Origin of the sequence: Mycolicibacterium holsaticum DSM 44478 = JCM 12374 (genome assembly GCF_019645835.1) — a bacterium.
Lineage (GTDB): Bacteria > Actinomycetota > Actinomycetes > Mycobacteriales > Mycobacteriaceae > Mycobacterium > Mycobacterium holsaticum.
Map to the genome: position 1 here is coordinate 3,795,046 of NZ_CP080998.1, position 21,990 is coordinate 3,817,035.

The window sequence follows — 21,990 nt, forward strand, 5'->3', positions numbered from 1 at the left end:
CAGTTGACAATGACCAACACCCTGCCGTCGAAAAACGGATCACGGCCCAAGCGCACCGGCAAGGAGAGCGCCGTCGGCCTGCACAAACACAAGCGCACCGCGACCGATCTGGGTCTGGCCCTGGTGACGCCGCTGGTCGGCCAGGAGTTCCTCGACCGCTACAAGTTGCGCGACCCGCTCAACCGCGGGCTGAAATACGGCGTCAAACAGGCGTTCTCGGCCGCGGGCGCGGCCACCCGGCAGTTCAAGCGGGTGTCGGGCAGCGCCAGCGGCCCCACCCGGCTGAAGACGAGCGGCTCGGACTACTTCGACCTCACCCCCGACGACGAACAGAAGATGATCGTCGAGACGGTCAACGAGTTCGCCGCCGAGGTGATGCGGCCGGCGGCCCGCGAGGCCGACGATTCGGCGTCGTATCCCGAGGATCTGGTCGGTAAGGCCGCCGAACTCGGGATCACCGCGATCAACGTGCCCGAGGAATTCGAGGGCATCGCCGGTCACCGGGCTGCGGTCACCAACGTGCTGGTCGCCGAAGCGCTGTCCTACGGCGATATGGGGTTGGCGCTGCCGATCCTGGCGCCCGCCGGTGTCGCGTCGGCGCTCACCCATTGGGGTAGCGCCGATCAGCAGGCGACCTACCTCAAGGAGTTCGCCGGCGAGAACGTTCCCCAGGGCTGCGTGGCGATCGCCGAACCGCAGCCGCTTTTCGACCCGACGGCGCTGAAGACGACGGCGGTTCGCACGCCGAGCGGCTACCGCCTCGACGGCGTCAAGTCACTGGTCCCCGCCGCTGCGAACGCCGAAATATTCATCGTGGCAGCACAACTCAACGGTAAACCGGCACTGTTCGTCGTCGAGTCGGCCTCTGCCGGGATCAGCGTGACCGCCGATCCCAGCATGGGGATCCGCGCCGCGGCCCTCGGCCAGGTCACCCTCGACGGGGTGCGTGTGCCGCTCTCGGCCAGGCTCGGCGAGGAGGGTGCCACCGACCAGGATTACTCGGAGGCCGTCGCGCTGTCGCGGCTGGGCTGGGCGGCGCTGGCGGTCGGCACCGCGCATGCGGTGCTCGACTATGTGGTGCCGTATGTCAAGGAGCGGCACGCATTCGGTGAGCCGATCGCCCACCGCCAAGCGGTGGCGTTCATGTGCGCCGACATGGCGATCGAGTTCGACGGGCTGCGGTTGATCACCTGGCGCGGCGCCTCACGTGCCGATCAGGGGCTGCCCTTCGCGCGGGAGGCCGCGCTGGCCAAACGTCTCGGCACCGACAAAGGCATGCGGATCGGCCTCGACGGCGTGCAGCTTCTCGGCGGCCACGGCTACATCAAGGAACACCCCGTCGAACGGTGGTATCGCGACCTGCGCGCGATCGGCGTCGCCGAGGGCGTCGTCGTCATCTAGCCGGAGTCATCCGTGCCGTCATTCCTCATAACGAAAGACTAACCATGGCAATCAATCTGGAACTGCCGAAGAAACTCGAGGCAGTCATCGAGAAGGCGCACCAGGGTGCCGCCGAGATGCTGCGCCCGATCTCCCGCAAGTGGGACCTGCGCGAGCACGAATATCCCGTCGAACTCGATACGTTGGCCACCCTGTTCGAGGGCATCTCGGAGGCCAAGACCATCGCGTTCGCCGGCGCCGAAGCGTTCCGTGACGGCGACTCACCCAAGGCCGCCAACAACAACGGCGCCAACATGTCCGCGGTGCTCAACGTGATGGAGATCAGTTGGGGCGACGTAGCTTTGATGCTGTCGGTGCCGCGCCAGGGGCTCGGCAACGCCGCGATCAGCAGCGTGGCCACCCCCGAGCAGTTGGAGCGGCTCGGCAAGGACGTCTGGGCGGCGATGGCCATCACCGAGCCAGGTTTCGGCTCGGACTCGGCGGCGGTGTCGACCACGGCGACCCTCGACGGCGACGAGTACGTGATCAACGGCGAGAAGATCTTCGTCACCGCCGGTTCGCGCGCCACCCACATCGTGGTGTGGGCGACGCTGGACAAGTCGCTGGGCCGCGCGGCGATCAAGTCGTTCATCGTTCCGCGCGAGCATCCCGGTGTCACCGTCGAACGCCTCGAGGACAAACTGGGCATCAGGGCCTCCGACACCGCGGTGATCCGGTTCGACAACGTGCGGATCCCCAAAGACAACCTGCTCGGCAGCCCGGAGATCCACGTGGACAAGGGTTTTGCCGGGGTCATGGAGACCTTCGACAACACCCGCCCGGTCGTGGCGGCGATGGCCGTCGGTATCGCCCGCGCCGCGCTGGAGGAACTCCGCAAGATTCTCACCGAGGCGGGCGTAGAGATCTCCTACGACAAGCCGTCCCACGCCCAGAGTGCACCGGCCGCCGAGTTCCTGCGAATGGAGTCGGACTGGGAGGCCGCCTACCTGTTGATGGTGCGATCGGCATGGCAGGCCGACAACGGCATTCCGAACTCCAAGGAAGCCTCGATGGGCAAGGCCAAGGCTGGCCGCGTCGCCAGCGATATCACCCTCAAGGCCGTCGAATTGGCAGGCACCGCAGGCTATTCGGAGCACACCCTGCTGGAGAAGTGGGCCCGCGACAGCAAGATCCTGGACATCTTCGAGGGCACCCAGCAGATCCAGCTTCTGGTGGTGGCGCGCCGCCTGTTGGGCCTGTCGTCCGCCGAACTCAAGTAGCGCCCCGGCGCGGCGACTAGCGTCGAGAGCCATGGAGAGCTTTCAGGCGCTGGTCGCGCGGCAGGTCGACGATCGGATCGAGGCGGCAGTCGAGACGTTGGACGAGTCGGGCTTGCCGCCCGGCGACGTGACGGTCCGGGTGCTCTATTCCAGCGTGAACTACAAGGACGCGTTGGCGCTCACGCCGAAAGGCGGCGTGGTGCGCGACTATCCGATCGTGCCGGGCATCGACCTGGCCGGCGAAGTGGTGGCGTCGACGTCGGATGAGTTCGCGGTCGGCGACGCGGTGCTGGCCCACGGCTACGACATCGGGACCGGGCGCCACGGCGGCTACGCCGAGTATGCCCGCCTGCCCGCCGGCTGGGTCGTCCACCTCGGCGGATTGAGCCCACGCGAGGGGGCCGCCATCGGGACGGCCGGTTTCACCGCCGCGATGAGCGTGCAGGCATTGCAGCGCTACGGCGTCACACCCGGGGACGGGCCGGTGGTGGTGACGGGCGCGTCGGGCGGCGTCGGATCGGTCAGCGTCGATCTGCTGGCCGCCGCCGGCTACCACGTGGTGGCTTCGACCGGCAAACCCGACGCCGCCGACCTCCTCAAAGCGCTGGGCGCCGCCGAGGTGATCGGCCGACTACCGGAGGACCCGGACGCCAAACCGCGGCCGCTGGGCAGAGCCCGCTGGGCCGGGGCGGTCGACTGCGTCGGCGGTGCCACCCTGGCCGATGTGCTGAGCGCGATGAGCTACGCCGGCGCCGTCGCGGCCAGCGGGTTGACCGGTGGCGCCGCGCTGAACACCACCGTGATGCCCTTCATCCTGCGCGGGGTGGCGCTGCTGGGCATCGACTCGGTAGCAGCTGCCGATCGGGCCGCGGCGGGCGCTGTGGGAGCAGCTGGCCGGTCCGCTGAAGCCCCGGCACCTCTCCGACGTCGCACACGATGTCGACGTCAAGGACGTCGGCGGTGTGCTCGACGAGGTGCGTGCCGGGCGGTATTCCGGGCGCGCGGTGGTGCGGGTGGCCGACGGGTTCTGACGCCCGTCGCACAATTTGACGATCGGCAGGGGTTTGGCCCAGACGTAAAGATCCCCGGCGCTCGGAGACCGAGCTGCCGGGGACCTTCGCGTGTCGAACTGCTAGGCGGCGCCGAGGTGGCTCTGCAGGTCAGGCTTCATCGCCTGCAGCTGCTGACCCCAGTACTCCCAGCTGTGGGTGCCGTACGGCGGGAAGTTGAAGACGCCGTTGTTGCCGCCCGCGGCGATGTAGTTGTCGCGGAACGTGATGTTGGTACGGATCGTCAAACCCTCGAGGAACTCGGCAGGCAGGTTCGCGCCGCCCAGCTCGTTGGGGGTGCCGTTACCGCAGTACACCCAGAGCCGGGTGCCGTTGGCGACGATCTTGGGGATCTGCACCATCGGGTCGTTGCGCTTCCACGCGCTGTTGGGATCTTCGGTGGGGCCCCACATGTCGTTGGCCTTGAAGCCACCGGCGTCGCCCATCGCCATGTTGATCAGGAACGGCCACTGCCCCTCGGACGGGTTGAGGAACGCCGACAACGCCCCGGCGTAGATGAACTGGTCGGGGTGGTAGACCGAGAGGATGATCGCCGAGTTGCCCGACATCGACAGCCCGACTGCGGCGTTGCCGGTGGTCGAGATGCCCCGGTTGGCCGACAGCCACTGCGGCAGCTCATTGGTCAGGAAGGTTTCCCACTTGTAGGTCTGGCAGCCGTTGTTACCGCAGGCCGGGCGGTACCAGTCGCTGTAGAAGCTGGACTGCCCGCCGACCGGCATGACGACCGCGAGGCCCGAGTCGTAGTACCACTCGAACGCCTGGGTCTCCATGTCCCAACCGTTGTAGTCGTCGCGGGCGCGCAGACCGTCGAGCATGTACACCGCATGCGGTCCGCCGGGCTGGAACTGGACCTTGATGTCCCGCCCCATCGATGGTGACGGCACCATCAGATATTCGACCGGCAAGCCCGGCCGGGAGAATGCCCCAGCGGTGGCGGAGTTTCCGGTGAGGCCGACCACGCCGGGCAGCACAGCCGCAGTTACGGCGGCCACCGCAAATCGACGGGCCCAGGGGCCACGGATCTTGTCAATGAAGCTCATACTGCAATTCCATCCATTTCCGGTATGCCGGTTAACACGCCATTCCCCGCGATCGAGCGATCGCCATCGACGGCGCAGCGATGTCTTGACTGCGTCGTCGTGCCCGCTCGACTGACCCGGGGCCGTCGAGCGGACCGAGAAACTTCAGTTGTCGCGTGTGCAGTAAAACACGCGACCCGGATGTGATAAAGCCCGACCGGCCGCGACGGCCGGTTTCGTGCGCGAACCGACACCGTCCGCGCGGCGAGGGCAAGGACGTGCTCGACGTGACCGCGAGCCTGCGGTGCGGGCCGTAGGCTGCGCTTCATGGCAAAGGAGCGCGCGCCGCGGCTGTCGGTGGACAGCTGGATCGAGACCGGCTACACGATCCTGGCCGAAGAAGGGATCAAGGCGCTGAAGCTGGACCGGTTGTGCGAGCGTGTCGGGGCCACGAAAGGCAGCTTCTACTGGCATTTCGCGGATATGGCCAGCTATCGCGCAGCGCTGGTGCAAGCGTGGGGCGAGTTGCGCGACGAGGACCGCCGGTTCTTCGCCGAGGCCGGCGACATGCCGCCGCGGGCACGGCTCTCGCAAATGATGACGTCACTGCTGACAGCGCGGCACTGGACGCTGGAGCGGGCCATGCGGGAGTGGGCCCGCACCGACCCGGCGGTGGCGGCCAGTGTGCGCGCATCTGATCAGCGTGTGGTGGACGCGGTGCGCCAGGCGTTTCTCGACTACGGGTTCGATCCCGAAGAAGCCGACCTGCGCGCCAACGCCACCTTCGCCGCCGGTATCGGGTTTCTGCACCTGTCCGGTCGCCAGCCCAGCCCCCGGGCCGCCGACCAGCGGGAACGGTTCCTCGAAATCATGTTGCGGAGTTGACCCGCGTTCGGTCGAACGTTCCTTCCGCGCGGAATCTGGGCGATCTTCGAGTGGTAAGGAACGTTCGCGCCGAGGACCCTGACTGACCATACAAAAAAGTATGGTAGCGTCCGGCGGCATGCCACCGGTTTCCGCCGCCGACGCCATCACCAGCGACTTCGTCGCCAAACTCGCCGACCGCGCCGGGGAGGCCGAGCGGCTGCGGCGGCTGCCCGCGCAGACGGTCAGCGAGTTCACCTCGTCGGGATTCACCGAGTTGCTGGTGCCCGCGCGCTTCGGCGGCGAACAAGCGGCGTTTCCGTCGATCCTGGACCCGGTCCGGCGGATGGCGCACGGATGCGCCTCGAGCGCGTGGACGATCGGCTTCTACGCCCTGCACAACTGGATGCTGGCGCTGTTCGACGAGCGCGCGCAACAGGAGGCCTTCGCGACGCGCCCGTTCCTGGCGCCCGCTCCCCTGGCCCCCACCGGACGCGGCGTGCCCGCGCCAGGGGGCGTGCGCCTGACCGGCCGATGGTCGTGGGCGACAGGCGTGATGGACGGCAACTGGATCATCGTCGGCGCACTGTGCGGACCCGACGACGCGATCTATCCCGCGCTGGCGCTGCTGCCCATCGATGCGGTGACCATCGAGGACGTCTGGCACACCGACGGCATGCGCGCCACCGGCTCCAATGACGTTCTGATCGCCGACGCGTTCGTGCCCGAGCACCGCCTCGTGCGGGTGGTCGACATCTACACCGGCACCGCACCCGGCGCCGCCCTGCACGACGCCGACACCTACCGGTGGCCCATGGTGCCCGCGCTGGCCCTGCTGGCGGCGATGCCCGCACTGGGCAGCGCCGAACGTGCCGCCGAGATCTACGCCGCGCGGCTGTCGGAACGCGTGTTGGCCTACGAGGGCCTGGTGCAGAAGGACAAGCCGATCGCGCAGGCCCGCCTCGCCGAGGCCGAGGTGCGGTTGCGCGCACTGCGCGCGCTGCTGGCCGACACGGTCGGCGAGATCCAGGCCGCCGTCGCCGCCGGCGACGAGATCGCGCGACCGAAGCGGGCAGCGGCGCGCCTGGCCGCCGCGCACATCGTGGCCGAATCGCGGGCGGTGGTCGGCCTGCTCCTGGAGGCGTCGGGCGCCAGCGCCCACTTCGTCGACAACCCGCTGCAGCGCATCCGTCGCGACGTCGACGTGATCGCTGGACACGTGGTGTTCGACTATGACACCAGCCGCGAACTCGCCGGGGCCCTCAGACTTGGTATGAAAGTGTCACGCACCGCAATGGTCTAAACGAAGGAAAGCCATGTCTGATGACCTACGCGACCGGATCACCAAACTGTTCCAGAAGAACGTCGCCAACCGGTTGACCCGACTGCTGCCCTTCCAAACCATGCTGGAGACCACCGGACGCAAGACCGGTGAGCCGCGGCGCACCCCGTTGGGCGGCAGTCGGGTCGGCGACGAGTTCTGGTTCGTCTCGGAGTTCGGCGAGAAGTCGCACTACATCCGCAACATCAAAGCCAACCCCAACGTGCGGGTGCGGCTGAATGGCCGCTGGCACAACGGCGTTGCGCACCTGATGCCCGACGACGACCCGCATGAGCGGCTGCGGTCGCTGCCCCAGTTCAACAGCATGGGCGTGCGCACGTTCGGCACGAACCTGCTCACCGTGCGCGTCGACCTGACCGATTGACCAACGGCCAGAAGTAAAACTAAAGTCAGTTTTAGTTCTATTCGGTCCACGTCGAGGGAGTCGCCATGGAATCATTCGTCCACCTGCGCAAAGGCCGAACACCGCGGCGGTTGCACGCCGACCTGGACGGGCTGAAGGACGACGAGCTCGGCCGTGGCGGGTTCACCGGCCGCACGGCGAACATGTATCGCCGCAACGATCCCACCGCCTACCGCAGCAACGGGCCGCTGCGACCCCTCGACGTGCTGTCCAGCGAGCTCAAACCCAGCGACGCCACCGACGCGGCGGGCGGGCCGCTGCTGTTGTTCTCCAACCCCGACTGCCGGGTCTCGCTGAGCCGGCGCGCCGAGGCCATGCCGTTCTACACCCGCCACGTCGACGGCGATCTGCTGTGCTTCGTGCACGCCGGAAGCGGGCTGCTGGAGACCGAGTTCGGGCCGCTGGCCTATCGCAGCGGCGACTGGGTGTATCTGCCCAAGGCGTGCACATGGCGGCACGTCCCCGACGCCGAGACCACCATGCTGATGGTGGAGGCCACCGACGAATTCCGCGTCCCGCCACCGGGTCAGCTCGGACGTCACTTTCCGTTCGACCCATCCCAGGCCACTCTCCCCGAGCCCGCGCCGATGGACGACGGGGCCGGCCCGACGGTCGACGGCCAGTACGAGGTTCGGCTGATCCACCCGTCAGTTCCCGGCGGCCCGACATCGCTTTTCTACCAACATCATCCGATCGACGTCGAAGGGTGGCGCGGTGACAACTTCGCGTTCACCTTCAACATCGAGGACTACAACGTGGTCACCTCCGACAGCGTGCACCTGCCGCCGACCGTGCATCTGTTCATGGAGGCCACCGGTGTCTACGTGATGAACTTCCTGCCCAAACCGGCCGAGAGCGTGCCAGGCACCGAACGCACGCCGTGGTATCACCGCAACGTCGACTACGACGAGATCGCGTTCTTCCACGGCGGGTCGCTGTACGGTACCCCGATGCCGCCGGGGCTGATTTCGCATGCGCCACAAGGTGTTCACCACGGCGCGCCAGAGAAGGCCCGCGAACGCGCGCGGCGCAAGTTCGACGACTACGACAGGGTGGACTGGTCGGTGATCGCCGTGGATACCAGGCGCCGGCTGGTCCCGTCGGCCGAAGTTCTCGCCAACGACCTCGGGCAGCACTGATGAGCGCTTGCGCGAAGAAGCGAGGGCACTGATGACGACCGCCGTGAAGCACGAGTATGACCGCATCCCCTATCTCGTTGCCTACCAGAACACTTCGGGTGTACGTGACGTCTACGGTGGTGTGGCGGAGCTGGTGGTGCTGGAAAGCCACCTGCTGCGACCCAAGGACAAGCCTTCCGACACCGTGCTGGTGTTCATGCACCCGATCGGCGGCGGCGCGTACCTGCCGATGATGAACGCGTTGGCTCGCGCCGGTCACCACGTCATCTACTGCAACAGCCGGTTCCGCGGCACCGACTCGGCGCTGCTGATGGAAAAGGTCATCGAGGACCTCGGCGAGTGCATCAAGGATGCCAAGAACCGGCTGGGCTACGAGAAGGTGGTGCTGGCCGGCTGGAGCGGCGGCGGTTCGCTGTCGGTTTTCTACCAGCAGCAGGCCCAGCACCCCACGGTGACGGCCAGCCCGTCAGGTGACGGTCCTGACCTGACGAAGCTCGGCCTGATCCCCGCCGACGGGCTGATGCTGCTGGCCGCCCATATCAGCCGCCACGGCACCATGACCGAGTGGCTCGACGCGTCGATCCTCGACGAGTCCGATCCATCCAAGCGCGATCCAGAACTGGACCTGTACAACCCGGACAACCCGAACCAACCGCCCTACACCGAGGAGTTCCTGGCCCGCTACCGGCAGGCGCAGATCGACCGCAACCGTCGAATCACCAAGTGGGTCAAAGAAAAACTCGCCGAGCTCAAGGCGGCCGGGCGGCCCGATGACGAGTTCGCGTTCGTCGTGCACGGCACCATGGCAGACCCGCGCTGGCTGGACCCGGCCGTCGACCCCAACGAACGCAAACCCGGAACCTGCTACCTGGGTGACCCGCAGGTGGTGAACAACTCCCCCGTCGGCCTGGCCCGGTTCTGCACCCTGCGCAGCTGGCTGTCGCAGTGGAGCTACGACGACGCCAACGGCGACGCCGTGCAGTGCGGGCCCGACGTCGCGGTGCCGACGCTGGTCATCGGCAACCTCGCCGACGACGCCTGCACACCGAGCCACACCCACAGGCTCTACGAGGCGATCGGGCATCATGACAAGGAGATGCACGAGATCCCGGGCGCGAACCACTACTACGCCGGCGCCGACCAGCGCGACAAGCTGCGCGAGGCGGTCGGCGTCGTGACCGACTGGCTGCACAGGCACGGCTTCTCGCTATGAGCGTGACTGGTCCGCTGTACGGCATCCGCGTCATCGAGGTCGGCACGCTGATCTCCGGGCCGTTCGCCGGGCGCCTGCTCGGCGACATGGGCGCCGAGGTGGTCAAAATCGAACCGCCGGGCGCGCCGGACCCACTGCGCACCTGGGGACAGGCCGAGCTCGACGGGCACCACTTCTTCTGGACGGTGCACGCGCGCAACAAGAAAGCGGTGACGCTGAACCTGCGGGTGCCGGCCGGCCGGGCGCTGTTTCTCGACCTGGTCGAGCGCTCCGACGTCATCGTGGAGAATTTCCGGCCCGGCACGCTGGAGAAGTGGGACCTCGGCTACGACGTCCTGCGCGAACGTAACCGCGGCATCATCCTGGTCCGCGTCTCCGGCTACGGGCAGACCGGTCCCGAAGCCCACAAGGCCGGCTACGCCTCGGTGGCCGAGGCGGCCAGCGGCCTGCGGCACATGAACGGCTTTCCCGGCGGTCCGCCGCCGCGGCTGGCGCTCTCGCTCGGTGACAGCCTGGCGGGCATGTTCGCCGCGCAGGGCGCGCTGGCCGCGCTGTACCGCCGCTCGGTCACCGGCGAAGGCCAGGTCGTCGATGCCGCGCTGACCGAGGCGTGTCTGGCCGTTCAGGAATCCACCATCCCCGACTACGACGTCGGCGGCGTGGTGCGTGGCCCGTCGGGGACCCGGCTGGAGGGCATCGCGCCGTCGAACATCTACCGCAGCGCCGACGGCAGCTGGGTCGTGATTGCCGCGAACCAGGACACCGTGTTCCGCCGGCTGTGCGCGGCGATGGGCCGTCCCGAACTGGCCACCGACGACCGGTTCGCCGACCACGGGGCCCGCGGCCGCAACCAGGACGAGCTGGACAAGATCATCGGCGACTGGGCGGCGGACAGAGCACCCCAGGACATCATCGAAACCCTCAGCGCGGCAGGGGTGATCGCCGGACCCATCAACACCGTCGCCGAGGTTGTCGAGGACCCGCAGCTGCGGGCGCGCGGAATGCTGGTCGAGCACTGGGACGAACGGGTCGAGCGTTCCGTGCTGGGGCCCGGCGTGGTGCCGGTGCTGTCGCAGACCCCGGGCACCGTGCGCAGCGCCGGCCCGGCCGCCCCCGGTCAGCACAACGACGAGATCTACCGCGGCCTGCTGGGTAAGTCCGCCGACGAACTCGACGCGCTGCGGTCGGAAGGAGTGCTGTGAGCAAGCTACCTGCACATGTCGACATCCGCGACGTCTCACTGCGCGACGGCCTGCAAATCGAAGCACCGATTCCGTTGGCGGCCAAGCTCGAACTGCTGGCCGCCGTGGCAGCGACCGGTGTCCGGGAAATGGAGGCCACGGCGTTCGTGTCGCCGACCAAAGTCCCCGCGCTGGCGGATGCGGCCGAACTCGCCGCGGAGTTGCACAACTTCCCCGGCATCGAGTTCTCCGCCCTGGTCGCCAGCCCCAACGGCGCCAAGCGGGCGATCGCGGCCGGGCTGTCGTCCATCGAATACGTGGTGTCAGCTGCCGACGGGCACAGCCGCGCCAACGTCGGACGCAGTACGGCCGAGGCCACCGCGCAGATTTCGGAGATCGTCGCGATCGCCCACGACAGCGCGGTGTCCGTCGAGGTCATCATCGCCACCGCGTGGGACTGCCCGTTCGACGGTCCGACCCCGCCGCAGCGCGTCGTCGACATCGTCAGCGCGGCCGGCGAAGCCGGGGTGGATCGGCTTGCGATCGCCGACACCATCGGCACCACCACCCCGCGGCGGGTCAGCGAGCTCATCGACCGGATCCGCCCCCTGGTCGGTGACCGCCCCCTCGGCGCGCACTTCCACAACACCCGCGGCGCCGGGCTGGCCAGCGCGTACGCCGCCGTCAGCGCCGGGGTGAGCAGGCTCGACGCGTCCTCCGGCGGGCTCGGCGGCTGCCCCTTCGCCCCTGGCGCGAGCGGGAACATCGCCACCGAGGATCTGGTGTACCTGTTGCGCGACAGCGGGATCCACGTCGACATCGACCTGCCGGCCGCGATCGCCGCCGCGGGTGTGGCGCAGCGCGTCGTCGGCCATGAGCTGCCCAGCTCCCTGCTGCGCGCCGGCGACCGGATACTGGGCTGAGGCCGACGTGCCCACGGGACCGTCTGCCACGCTCAGCGCCAAGGGCCGCCAGACGCGCGAGGCCATCGAGCTGGCGGCCCGGAAGTTGTTCGCCGAACGCGGGTTTCACGGCACGACGCTGAGCGATATCACGTCGGCGGCAGGCAAGTCACCGGCGGTGTTCTACCGCTACTTCACCGACAAGGAAGACCTGTTGGCCACGCTGGCCGAGTCTTTCCTGCATGACGTGGTGGCCCCGTCGGGGTCCACCCTGGCGCTGCCCGAATCACCGGATGACGACGCGTTCTTCCGCTCCGTGGTGACCGGCTACTGGAACATGTTCAAGCAGAACATCGGCATCATGATCGCGGTGGCCCAGCTGGCCGCCACCCAGCCGCGGTTCGCCGTCGTGCAGAACGAGTTTCGCCGGCTCGGGATGGACATCGTCGCCGCCTCCGTGCGGCGCGCCCAAACGCAGGGCTACGGCGAGGACCTCAACCCCGAACACACCGCCGCGGCCATCGCGCTGCTGTTCGAGAACTTCACCACCGTCTTCGTCGGCACATCGGGTCTGGACCTCGAGATCGGCGACGAGGACGCGATCGCCACCCTGTCGAAGATCTGGAAGAAGACGCTGTATGGCACCTAGCTCAAGGCTGCCCAGCGCGCGGTCCGCGGGTAGACCCGTGAACAACCGCGCGCTCGACGAGATACCGGAAAGGAATCATCGTGGATTTCACCCTCCCCCACCACCTTCAGACGCTGCTCGACGAGATGGATGCGTTCATCGAGGCCGAGATCAAGCCGCTGGAACGCGAGCACATCCAGTACTTCGACCATCGCCGCGAGCACGCGCGCACCGACTGGGACAACGGCGGCATCCCCAGGCGCGAGTGGGAGGACCTGCTTTCTGAGATGCGGCGCCGCGCCGACAAGGCCGGCTGGTTGCGCTACGGCCTGCCCTCGCAGTTCGGCGGCCGCGACGGCACCAATCTGGACATGGCGGTGATCCGGGAACATCTGGCGCACAAGGGGCTTGGGCTGCACAACGACCTACAGGACGAGTCGTCGATCGTCGGCAACTTCCCGCAGGTCATCATGATGGATCGGTTCGGCACCGAGGACCAGAAGAGGGACTGGACCGACGCATTGATCACCGGTGAGCGGTCGATGGCGTTCGGGCTCACCGAGCCGAACCACGGCTCGGACGCCACCTGGATGGAAACCCGCGCGGTGCGCGACGGTGACAGCTGGATCATCAACGGCGCCAAGCGGTTCAACACCGGTGTCCATCGCGCCACCCACGACCTGGTGTTCGCCCGCACCTCGGGTGAAGACGGTCAGGGGCGCGGCATCACGGCGTTCCTCGTCCCGACCGACACACCGGGCTTCACCGTGCCGTACTACTGGTGGACGTTCAACATGCCGACCGACCACGGCGAGGTCGAGCTCAAGGATGTCCGCGTGCCCGGCGACGCCGTACTCGGCGAGGTGGACCGGGGACTGGAAGTCGGTCAGACGTTCTTGCACGAGAACAGGATTCGGCAGGCCGCCAGCAGCCTGGGCGCCGCCCAGTACTGCATCGACCGGGCGGTGGCCTACGCCAGCGAGCGCAAGGTCTTCGGCAAACCGCTTTCGGTGAACCAGGCGGTGCAGTGGCCGCTGGTCGAGCTGCAGACCGAGGCGCAGATGGTGCGGCTGCTGGTCCGCTACGCCGCCACCGAGTTGGACCGCAACCACCACATGGAGGTGTCCGACAAGGTGTCGATGGCCAACTACCGCGCCAACCGGCTGGTGTGCGAGGCCGCCGACCGTGCGATGCAGGTGTTCGGCGGCGTCGGTTACAGCAGGCACGAGCCGTTCGAACACATCTACCGGCATCATCGCCGCTACCGCATCACCGAGGGCGCCGAGGAGATCCAGATCCGCCGGGTTGCCCAGCGGCTGTTCGGATTCGGTAAGCGTTGAGCGCGAAGCTGGCCGGCGCACTGGCCGAGGTGCTCGCGCCGGTGCTCGGCACCGGCGTCGTCGTCGAGAACCTGCACCCGCTGACCGGCGGAGCCAGCCGCACGACATGGGCGTTCGACGCGGTCACCGACCGCCGCCGGGCCCTGATCCTGCGCACCGGACCACCCGATGACGTGCACGCCAGCATGGAGTTGGAAGCCGCTGTTCAACAGCGGGCCGCGGCCGCGGGAGCGCCGGTGCCGCACATTCTGGCCGCCGACAACTCCGCTGCGGGGCTGGGCAATCCCTACCTGATCTGCGACGCCATCGGCGGCGAGACGATCGTGCGCAGGATCTACCGCACTCTGGACGACGCCGGACGCGAGCGGCTGCTGAACCAGTGCGCCCACGCACTGGCCGCGATCCACCGCGCCGACTACCAGGACATCGGCGTGCCGCCGTCGGACCAACTCTCCGAGTGGCGCGACCGCCTCGACGAGATGGGCGACACCACAGCGACATTCGAGTGGGCGTTTCGATGGCTGGAGCGCAACCGGCCCGCACCGACGCCACAGGTGTTGGTGCACGGTGACTTCCGGATGGGCAACCTGATCGTCGACGACGACGGGCTGGCCGCGGTGCTGGACTGGGAACTCGTGCACGTCGGCGAGATTTACGAGGACCTGGCCTGGTTCTGCATCCGGGCGTGGCGCTTCGGCGCCCCCGAGGAACGCGGCGCCGGCGGCCTGGGCAGTGTGGAGAGCCTGCTGTGCGCCTACGAGTCGGCAGCGGGGGTGACGCTGGACCGGGACACGTTCCGGTGGTGGCTGACCGTGGCCACCCTGCGCTGGGGCGTCATCTGCCGCTACCAGGCCGAACGCCACCTGTCGGGGATGACGGAGTCGGTGGAGCTCGCCGCGATCGGACGTCGGGTCAGCGAAACCGAATGGGATGTCCTCGATCTGCTGGAAGGCGGTGGCCCGCGATGAATTGGCTGTACGGCCGGCCGACCGCGGCCGAACTCGTCGCCGCCGTAGCCGGGTTCCTGGAGAACGACGTGCGCGGCGCCACCGGTCCGGACAGTGCGCTGCCCGACGCCGCCCAGCTCAACTTCCACGCCCGGGTGGCGGCCAATGTGCTGCGCATCGTCGAACGCGAACTGCTCGACACCTCCGCCGGCGAAGTCACCGCCGCGCTGGCCGGACTGGGATACCAAGACGAACCGCAGCTGGCCGCCGCGATCCGCGCCGGCGAGTTGGACGGCCGCGCCGAGGAAGTGCTGCCGGTGCTGCGCACCCTGGTCCGCCACCGCCTCGACGCCGCGCATCCCGGCTACGCCGACGGGTGATTTGTGTGCGTCAAGGAGCGATGAGCGCGCCTAAACGCACACAAATCCCTCAAAGCCGCCGGATGCGGACCCGGCCTTGTAGGCGTCGTCGAATAGCGAGAGAGTGGGTGTCACGTCCATGCCGCCAGTGTTCGACCTCAACGGCTGTTGAGGTCAAGGGAGGATCGATATGGCCGCCGACTCCAAGGTCGTCACCGAGGTCGCCAACCGCCTTTTCGACGCCATCGAAAAGGGCGACGCCGCGACCGTCGGGCAGCTGTGGAGCGACGACGTGGTGGTCTGGAAGGTCGCCGACCGCGACCGCGACAAGGACCGGGCGCTGCGGATCATCACGTGGTTCCTGGATACGACGACCGACCGTCGCTACGAGATCCTCGAGCGCAGGCTGTTCGACGGCGGGTTCGTGCAGCAGCACGTCCTGCACGCCAACGGTCGCAACGGGGCAACGATCGCCATGCGGGTCTGCATCGTGATCAAAGTGGACACCGACGGCCTGATCCGCCGCATCGATGAGTACTTCGATCCCGCGCAGATCGCCCCGCTGCTCGATGCGACGCCTACCCCGGAAAGGGCGACCTGACATGACACGCGTTCAGGAACTTCTCAGCGACCCGACAGCGGCCGGCGAATGGCGCCTCGTGCCCGACAAGTCCACCGTCGCTGTCAACGTCAAATCGATGTGGGGTCTGGTGCCGGTCAAGGGCCGGTTCACCGAGCTCAGCGGTGAGGCTCAACTCGGGGGCGGACCAACGATTTTCGGGCGCGTCGACATCAAGGCCGCGTCGCTGCGAACCGGTATCCGCAAGCGTGACACCCATCTGCACTCCGGCGACTTCTTCGACGCGCAGAAATACCCCGATATCACCGTAGAAATCAACGAGCTGACGGCCGCCGGCGGCGACACCGTCGACCTGCGCGGACAACTCACGGTCAAAGACACCGTCAAACCGCTGTCGCTGACCGCTCATGTCACGGTGCTCGACGAGCAGGCGGTGCGGTTCATCACGTCGAGCCGTGTCGACCGCCAGGAGTTCGGCGTCGACGGCAACATGATGGGGATGATCGTTGACATTGCGACGATCTCGGGCGACATCGTGTTCCGGCGCGTGGGCTAGCCGTACCATCGGCGCATGGTCGAGTCATCGCGTCCGTTGCGGATCCTGGTTTACAGCGACAATCCACGGGTCAGGGAGCAGGTCAAACTGGCACTCGGCAAGCGGGTGCACCCCGATCTGCCCGAGTTGACCTATGTCGAGATCGCCACCGGCCCGATGGTGATCCGGCAGATGGACAAGGGCGGGTTCGACCTCGTGATCCTCGACGGCGAGGCCGCCCCCGTCGGCGGCATGGGAATCGCCAAACAACTCAAGGATGAGATCGCCGACTGCCCACCGATCCTGGTGCTGACCGGACGCGCCGACGACGCGTGGCTGGCCCGGTGGTCACGCGCGGAGGCAGCGGTCCCCCACCCGATCGATCCGATCCGTTTGGGCGATGCCGTGACCTCGCTGCTGCGCACGCCGGTGCGGTAGCCAGAATCGGCGAAATATGCTGTCCCACTTGCCTATTCAAGGCACGACAACATAGCCGGTCGCGGCCAATAGCGATACTAACCAAAAGGCGTGGCGCTGATCGCAAAGCCCGCTAGGGTGTGGGTAAGCTCACATCGACAGCCCACGTAGGGAGCGATTTCGCGGTATGGATTTATACACGCCAATCCTGGTGCTTGGCGCTATTGCGGCTGCGTTCGCGGTCGGCTCGGTAGGCATTGCGTTGCTTGTCGGTCCCCGCCGCTACAACCGGTCGAAACTCGAGGCCTACGAATGCGGGATCGAACCGCTGCCGCAGGACGATCCGTCGCGCCACGGAATCGGACAACGCTTTCCGATCAAGTACTACCTGACCGCGATGTTGTTCATCATCTTCGACATCGAGATCGTGTTCCTGTACCCGTGGGCGGTCGCATTCGACAGCCTGGGCCTGTTTGCACTGGTAGAGATGCTGCTGTTCATGGCGACGGTGTTCGTGGCCTACGCCTACGTGTGGCGGCGAGGAGGCCTGACATGGGACTAGAGGAAAAGCTGCCCGCCGGAATTTTGCTGTCCACCGTCGAGACGGTGGCCGGCTATATCCGCAAGGGCTCGTTGTGGCCGGCCACCTTCGGCCTGGCCTGCTGCGCCATCGAGATGATGGCCACGGCCGGTCCGCGGTTCGACATCTCCCGCTTCGGCATGGAGCGGTTCTCGGCGACGCCGCGGCAGGCCGATCTGATGATCGTCGCAGGTCGGGTCAGCCAGAAGATGGCGCCGGTGCTGCGGCAGATCTACGACCAGATGGTCGAACCCAAGTGGGTGCTGGCGATGGGGGTCTGCGCGTCCTCAGGCGGAATGTTCAACAACTACGCGATCGTGCAGGGCGTCGACCACGTCGTTCCGGTCGACATCTACCTGCCCGGCTGCCCACCCCGGCCCGAGATGTTGCTGCACGCGATCCTCAAGCTGCACGACAAGATTCAGGAGATGCCGCTCGGCGTCAACCGCGAGGAAGCGGTCCGCGAAGCCGAACGGGCGGCGCTGGCGATTCCCCCCACCATCGAGCTCAAAGGTTTGTTGCGGTGAGCGAGAACGGAAGCGACGCCTCAGCCGACGTACCCGAGATCATCGGCGTGCGCCGCGGCATGTTCGGCGTGGAAGGCACCGGCGACACCTCGGGCTACGGCCGCCTGGTCCAGCCCGTCGCGCTGCCGGGCGGCACACCGCGCCCCTACGGCGGATATTTCGACGACGTCGTCGACAAACTGCAGGCCGTGCTGGGCGATGACGGCTACGCGGAGTCGATCGAGCGGGTGGTGGTGTACCGCGAGCAGCTGACGCTGGAGGTGTTCCGCGGGCAGTTGCCCACGGTGGCGCAGGCGTTGCGTGACGATCCCGGGCTGCGCTTCGAGCTGTCTCTTGGCGTCAGCGGGGTGCACTATCCCGACGATGCCGGACGCGAACTGCACGCCTTCTACCCGCTGATGTCGATCACCCACAACCGGCGGATCCATCTGGAGGTGGCGGCACCGGACAGCGACCCGCACATTCCGTCGCTGTTCGGGGTGTATCCGACCGTCGACTGGCACGAACGTGAGACCTACGACTTCTTCGGGATCATCTTCGACGGCCATCCGGCGCTGACCCGCATCGAGATGCCCGACGACTGGGTCGGGCACCCGCAACGCAAGGACTACCCGTTGGGCGGCATCCCGGTGGAATACCACGGCGCCGAGATCCCGCCGCCCGATCAGCGGAGGGCCTACAACTGATGAGCGCATCCCCCACCCCGCCCGGACAGGGCGGAGTTACCCCTTCGGGCGCATCCGGTGACGGACCGGTTGTCATTGTCGGCGGCCAGGATTGGGACCAGGTCGTGCAGGCGGCCAGGGACGCGGCCGCGACGCACGCGGGCGAACGGGTCGTCGTCAACATGGGGCCGCAGCACCCCTCGACCCACGGCGTGCTGCGGCTCATCCTCGAGATCGAGGGTGAGACGATCATCCAGGCCCGCTGCGGAATCGGCTACCTGCACACCGGGATCGAGAAGAACCTGGAGTTCCGCAACTGGACTCAGGGGGTCACGTTCGTGACCCGGATGGACTACCTCGCACCGTTTTTCAACGAGACGGCGTACTGCCTCGGCGTCGAACGGCTGCTGGGCGTCACCGGCGACATCCCGGAGCGGGCCAGCGTCATCCGGGTGATGATGATGGAGCTCAACCGGATCTCGTCGCATCTGGTGGCGTTGGCCACCGGCGGTATGGAACTGGGCGCGATGAGCGCGATGTTCTACGGCTTCCGCGAGCGCGAGCTGGTGCTGAACATCTTCGAAGCGGTGAGCGGGCTGCGGATGAACAGCGCCTACGTTCGTCCCGGCGGGGTGGCCGTGGACCTTCCCGACGACGCGATTCCCCAGATCCGCGATCTGCTCGAGTTGATGCCGAAGCGGCTGAAGGACCTCGAGAACCTGCTCAACGAGAACTACATCTGGAAGGCGCGCACCCAGGGCATCGGCTACCTGGACCTGACCGGGTGTATGGCGCTGGGCATCACCGGCCCCTGCCTGCGCTCGACCGGCCTGCCCCACGACCTGCGGAAGTCCCAACCCTATTGCGGTTACGAGACTTACGATTTCGACGTCATCACCGATGACGGGTGCGACTCCTACGGCCGCTACATCATCAGGGTCAAGGAGATGCACGAGTCGCTCAAGATCGTCGAGCAGTGTCTGGACCGGCTCAAGCCGGGCCCGGTGATGCTGGAAGACAAGAAGTTGGCGTGGCCGGCCGATCTCAAAGTCGGCCCCGACGGCCTTGGCAACTCCCCCGAGCACATCGCGAAGATCATGGGACATTCCATGGAGGGGCTGATCCACCACTTCAAGCTCGTGACGGAAGGGATCCGGGTCCCCGCCGGCCAGGTGTACACCGCAATCGAGTCGCCCCGCGGTGAACTGGGTGTCCACATGGTGTCCGACGGCGGCACCCGCCCCTATCGGGTGCACTACCGCGACCCGTCGTTCAACAACCTGCAGGCCGTAGCGGCGATGTGCGAAGGCGGCATGGTCGCCGATTTGATCACCGCGGTGGCATCGATCGATCCGGTGATGGGCGGGGTGGATAGGTGAGCGTGTTTCTCGAGCTAGGTCAGCGACCCGACGAACCTGGCCCACCGATCCACGGTCCTGCCACATATCCCGACGACGTCACGGCGCGGTTGGCCGCTGACGCCGAGAAGATCATCGCGCGCTACCCGCAGTCGCGCTCGGCCCTGTTGCCGCTGCTGCACCTGGTGCAGTCCGAGGACGGCTGCCTCACCTCGGCGGGCATCACTTTCTGCGCCAATCAGTTAGGGCTCACCGACGCCGAAGTCACCGCAGTGGCCACGTTTTACACGATGTACCGGCGTACGCCGACGGGTGAGTATCTGGTCGGCGTCTGCACCAACACGTTGTGCGCGGTCATGGGCGGTGACGCGATTCTGGATGCGCTGCAAGATCATCTGGGCGTGCACGCCGGCGAGACGACCGAAGACGGCCGCGTCACGCTGGATCACATCGAATGCAACGCCGCCTGCGACTACGCGCCGGTCGTGATGGTCAACTGGGAGTTCTTCGACAACCAAACACCGGCTTCGGCCCGCGACCTGGTCGACGGGTTACGCGCGGGAGATCCGCCGGAGCCCACCCGCGGCGCACCGCTGTGCACGTTCCGCGAGACCGCACGCACGCTGGCCGGCCTGCCCGATTCGCGGACCGGCGGCGACCGGACCGGCGACGCCACGCTCGTGGGTCTGCGCGTGGCGCACGAACGCGGCATGGCCGCCCCCGACCCCGACACCGCGGCCGCACCCGGCGGCGCACCCGACGACGAGAAGGCGGCTGCCGAAGCGACGCAAGACGCTCCGGCGCCGGCTCCGGCAGCGACGGTCCCACCCAAGCCGGACACCGCTGAAACCAACCCAGACGCAACGGATTCGCAGAAATGACCGCACTGACACCCGTGCTCAGCAAGTACTGGGACGAACCGGAGCCATGGTCACTGGACACCTATCGACGGCACGGCGGTTACCGCGCCCTCGAAAAGGCGTTGGCCATGCCCCCCGACGACGTCATCGCGCTGGTGAAGGACTCCGGCCTGCGCGGTCGCGGCGGCGCGGGCTTCCCGACCGGCACCAAGTGGTCGTTCATTCCGCAGGAGCGAGGCTTGCCGAGCGACCAGACGGCCGGGGACGACACCGGGGCGGGTGCCAAGCCGCACTACCTCGTCATCAACGCCGACGAGTCAGAACCCGGTACCTGCAAAGACATTCCGCTGATGCTGACGACACCGCACTTCTTGATCGAGGGTGCGATCATCGCGTCGTATGCCATCCGGGCGCACCACGCGTTCATCTATCTGCGCGGTGAGGTGGTTCCGGTGCTGCGCCGGCTCAATGCCGCGGTGGCCGAGGCGTACGAGGCCGGCTACCTAGGCGACGATGTCGGGGGTTCGGGATTCGATCTGCAGTTGATCGTGCACGCCGGCGCGGGCGCGTACATCTGCGGTGAGGAGACCGCGTTGCTCGACTCGTTGGAGGGCCGACGCGGTCAGCCGCGGCTGCGTCCGCCGTTCCCCGCGGTGGCCGGGTTGTACGCCTGCCCGACCGTGGTCAACAACGTGGAGTCCATCGCCAGCGTGCCACCGATCGTGCTCAACGGCGTGGACTGGTTCCGGTCGATGGGCACGGAGAAATCTCCTGGCTTCACGCTGTATTCGCTGTCCGGGCACGTCACCAACCCCGGGCAGTACGAGGCGCCGCTCGGCATCACTCTGCGTGAACTGCTCGAGTACGCCGGGGGCGTGCGCGCGGGCCACAAGCTGAAGTTCTGGACCCCCGGCGGTTCGTCGACCCCGCTGTTGACCGATGAACACCTCGACGTGCCACTGGATTACGAGGGCATGGCCGGTGCAGGCACCATGCTCGGCACCAAGGCGCTGCAGATCTTCGACGAGACCACATGCGTGGTGCGGGCGGTTCGCCGTTGGACCGACTTCTATGCACACGAGTCGTGCGGCAAGTGCACACCGTGCCGCGAGGGCACCTACTGGCTCGCCCAGGTCTACGAGCGTCTGGAGACAGGTGCCGGTACGGCCGCCGACATCGAGAAGCTTCTCGACATCTCCGACAACATCTACGGACGAGCGTTCTGCGCGTTGGGCGACGGTGCGACGGCTCCGATCACGTCTTCGATCCAGTACTTCCGCGACGAATACGTCGCCCATCTGAACGGCGGCTGCCCGTTCGACCCGCACGCCTCGACGTTGATGGCCACCGAAGGGGCGGGCGTGTGAGAAACGTGCACACAAGAACTCACCCAGCGGTAAA

23 protein-coding genes and 1 pseudogene are annotated in these 21,990 nt (G+C 67.3%); 23 read left to right on the top strand and 1 reads right to left on the bottom strand.

What is annotated here, in order from left to right:
* The first annotated feature begins 9 nt into the window (after positions 1–9).
* The 3 genes and pseudogenes from K3U96_RS18440 to K3U96_RS18450 all read left to right on the top strand — a co-directional run bounded on the left by K3U96_RS18440 (position 10) and on the right by K3U96_RS18450 (position 3,691).
* The gene (locus K3U96_RS18440) at positions 10–1,401 is read left to right on the top strand and encodes an acyl-CoA dehydrogenase family protein (protein ID WP_220690672.1); all 1,392 of its coding nucleotides are present in this window, start codon (positions 10–12) and stop codon (positions 1,399–1,401) included.
* 44 nt (positions 1,402–1,445) lie between these two features.
* On the top strand, positions 1,446–2,660 hold the full coding sequence (locus K3U96_RS18445) for an acyl-CoA dehydrogenase family protein (protein ID WP_069403547.1): 1,215 nt from the start codon (positions 1,446–1,448) through the stop codon (positions 2,658–2,660).
* Between the two features lie 31 nt (positions 2,661–2,691).
* Positions 2,692–3,691 (top strand): annotated as a pseudogene (locus K3U96_RS18450) (oxidoreductase).
* Positions 3,692–3,792: 101 nt separating this feature from the next.
* Here K3U96_RS18450 and K3U96_RS18455 read toward each other — a convergent pair.
* Positions 3,793–4,770, bottom strand: a complete 978-nt coding sequence (locus K3U96_RS18455) for an esterase family protein (protein WP_069403549.1) — start codon at positions 4,768–4,770, stop codon at positions 3,793–3,795.
* A 306-nt stretch (positions 4,771–5,076) separates the two neighbouring features.
* Between K3U96_RS18455 and K3U96_RS18460 the strand changes: the two genes are divergently transcribed.
* The 20 genes from K3U96_RS18460 to nuoF all read left to right on the top strand — a co-directional run bounded on the left by K3U96_RS18460 (position 5,077) and on the right by nuoF (position 21,956).
* Positions 5,077–5,634, top strand: a complete 558-nt coding sequence (locus tag K3U96_RS18460; RefSeq protein ID WP_220690673.1) for a TetR/AcrR family transcriptional regulator — start codon at positions 5,077–5,079, stop codon at positions 5,632–5,634.
* 118 nt (positions 5,635–5,752) lie between these two features.
* A complete protein-coding gene (locus tag K3U96_RS18465; protein ID WP_069403551.1) occupies positions 5,753–6,916 on the top strand; it encodes an acyl-CoA dehydrogenase family protein in 1,164 nt (387 codons plus the stop codon).
* A 13-nt stretch (positions 6,917–6,929) separates the two neighbouring features.
* Positions 6,930–7,319, top strand: coding sequence for a nitroreductase/quinone reductase family protein (locus K3U96_RS18470; RefSeq protein ID WP_220690674.1), 390 nt, complete (start codon positions 6,930–6,932; stop codon positions 7,317–7,319).
* Positions 7,320–7,384: 65 nt separating this feature from the next.
* The gene (locus K3U96_RS18475; RefSeq protein ID WP_220690675.1) at positions 7,385–8,497 is read left to right on the top strand and encodes a homogentisate 1,2-dioxygenase; all 1,113 of its coding nucleotides are present in this window, start codon (positions 7,385–7,387) and stop codon (positions 8,495–8,497) included.
* 31 nt (positions 8,498–8,528) lie between these two features.
* Complete coding sequence (locus tag K3U96_RS18480) at positions 8,529–9,710, top strand: alpha/beta hydrolase family protein (protein ID WP_069403554.1); 1,182 nt, start codon at positions 8,529–8,531, stop codon at positions 9,708–9,710.
* A complete protein-coding gene (locus K3U96_RS18485) occupies positions 9,707–10,912 on the top strand; it encodes a CaiB/BaiF CoA transferase family protein (protein WP_220690676.1) in 1,206 nt (401 codons plus the stop codon). The genes K3U96_RS18480 and K3U96_RS18485 overlap by 4 nt, the downstream gene beginning before the upstream one ends.
* Positions 10,909–11,814, top strand: a complete 906-nt coding sequence (locus K3U96_RS18490) for a hydroxymethylglutaryl-CoA lyase (RefSeq protein ID WP_069403556.1) — start codon at positions 10,909–10,911, stop codon at positions 11,812–11,814. Before K3U96_RS18485 ends, K3U96_RS18490 begins: the two co-directional genes overlap by 4 nt.
* Positions 11,815–11,821: 7 nt before the next feature.
* A complete protein-coding gene (locus K3U96_RS18495; protein ID WP_230982194.1) occupies positions 11,822–12,442 on the top strand; it encodes a TetR/AcrR family transcriptional regulator in 621 nt (206 codons plus the stop codon).
* An 80-nt stretch (positions 12,443–12,522) separates the two neighbouring features.
* Entirely contained in the window at positions 12,523–13,761 is a 1,239-nt protein-coding gene (locus tag K3U96_RS18500; protein ID WP_220690678.1) for an acyl-CoA dehydrogenase family protein, read from the top strand.
* On the top strand, positions 13,758–14,729 hold the full coding sequence (locus K3U96_RS18505) for a phosphotransferase family protein (protein ID WP_220690679.1): 972 nt from the start codon (positions 13,758–13,760) through the stop codon (positions 14,727–14,729). The genes K3U96_RS18500 and K3U96_RS18505 overlap by 4 nt, the downstream gene beginning before the upstream one ends.
* Positions 14,726–15,088, top strand: coding sequence for a DUF6285 domain-containing protein (locus K3U96_RS18510; protein WP_069403559.1), 363 nt, complete (start codon positions 14,726–14,728; stop codon positions 15,086–15,088). Before K3U96_RS18505 ends, K3U96_RS18510 begins: the two co-directional genes overlap by 4 nt.
* Positions 15,089–15,257: 169 nt before the next feature.
* The gene (locus K3U96_RS18515) at positions 15,258–15,668 is read left to right on the top strand and encodes a nuclear transport factor 2 family protein (protein WP_220690680.1); all 411 of its coding nucleotides are present in this window, start codon (positions 15,258–15,260) and stop codon (positions 15,666–15,668) included.
* A 1-nt stretch (position 15,669) separates the two neighbouring features.
* Positions 15,670–16,203: a YceI family protein gene (locus K3U96_RS18520; RefSeq protein WP_220690681.1), complete on the top strand. Its 534-nt coding sequence runs from the start codon at positions 15,670–15,672 to the stop codon at positions 16,201–16,203.
* Positions 16,204–16,218: 15 nt separating this feature from the next.
* A complete protein-coding gene (locus K3U96_RS18525; protein WP_220690682.1) occupies positions 16,219–16,620 on the top strand; it encodes an Rv3143 family two-component system response regulator in 402 nt (133 codons plus the stop codon).
* Between the two features lie 166 nt (positions 16,621–16,786).
* The gene (locus K3U96_RS18530; RefSeq protein ID WP_069405781.1) at positions 16,787–17,161 is read left to right on the top strand and encodes an NADH-quinone oxidoreductase subunit A; all 375 of its coding nucleotides are present in this window, start codon (positions 16,787–16,789) and stop codon (positions 17,159–17,161) included.
* On the top strand, positions 17,152–17,706 hold the full coding sequence (locus K3U96_RS18535; RefSeq protein WP_069405782.1) for a NuoB/complex I 20 kDa subunit family protein: 555 nt from the start codon (positions 17,152–17,154) through the stop codon (positions 17,704–17,706). The genes K3U96_RS18530 and K3U96_RS18535 overlap by 10 nt, the downstream gene beginning before the upstream one ends.
* Positions 17,703–18,392 carry an NADH-quinone oxidoreductase subunit C gene (locus K3U96_RS18540; protein WP_084223274.1) on the top strand — a complete coding sequence of 230 codons (690 nt, stop codon included), beginning with the start codon at positions 17,703–17,705 and terminating at the stop codon, positions 18,390–18,392. The genes K3U96_RS18535 and K3U96_RS18540 overlap by 4 nt, the downstream gene beginning before the upstream one ends.
* Positions 18,392–19,750, top strand: coding sequence for an NADH dehydrogenase (quinone) subunit D (gene nuoD / locus K3U96_RS18545; RefSeq protein ID WP_220690683.1), 1,359 nt, complete (start codon positions 18,392–18,394; stop codon positions 19,748–19,750). The genes K3U96_RS18540 and nuoD overlap by 1 nt, the downstream gene beginning before the upstream one ends.
* On the top strand, positions 19,747–20,610 hold the full coding sequence (nuoE, locus tag K3U96_RS18550) for an NADH-quinone oxidoreductase subunit NuoE (protein WP_220690684.1): 864 nt from the start codon (positions 19,747–19,749) through the stop codon (positions 20,608–20,610). The genes nuoD and nuoE overlap by 4 nt, the downstream gene beginning before the upstream one ends.
* Entirely contained in the window at positions 20,607–21,956 is a 1,350-nt protein-coding gene (gene nuoF, locus K3U96_RS18555) for an NADH-quinone oxidoreductase subunit NuoF (RefSeq protein ID WP_220690685.1), read from the top strand. Before nuoE ends, nuoF begins: the two co-directional genes overlap by 4 nt.
* Positions 21,957–21,990 lie beyond the last annotated feature (34 nt).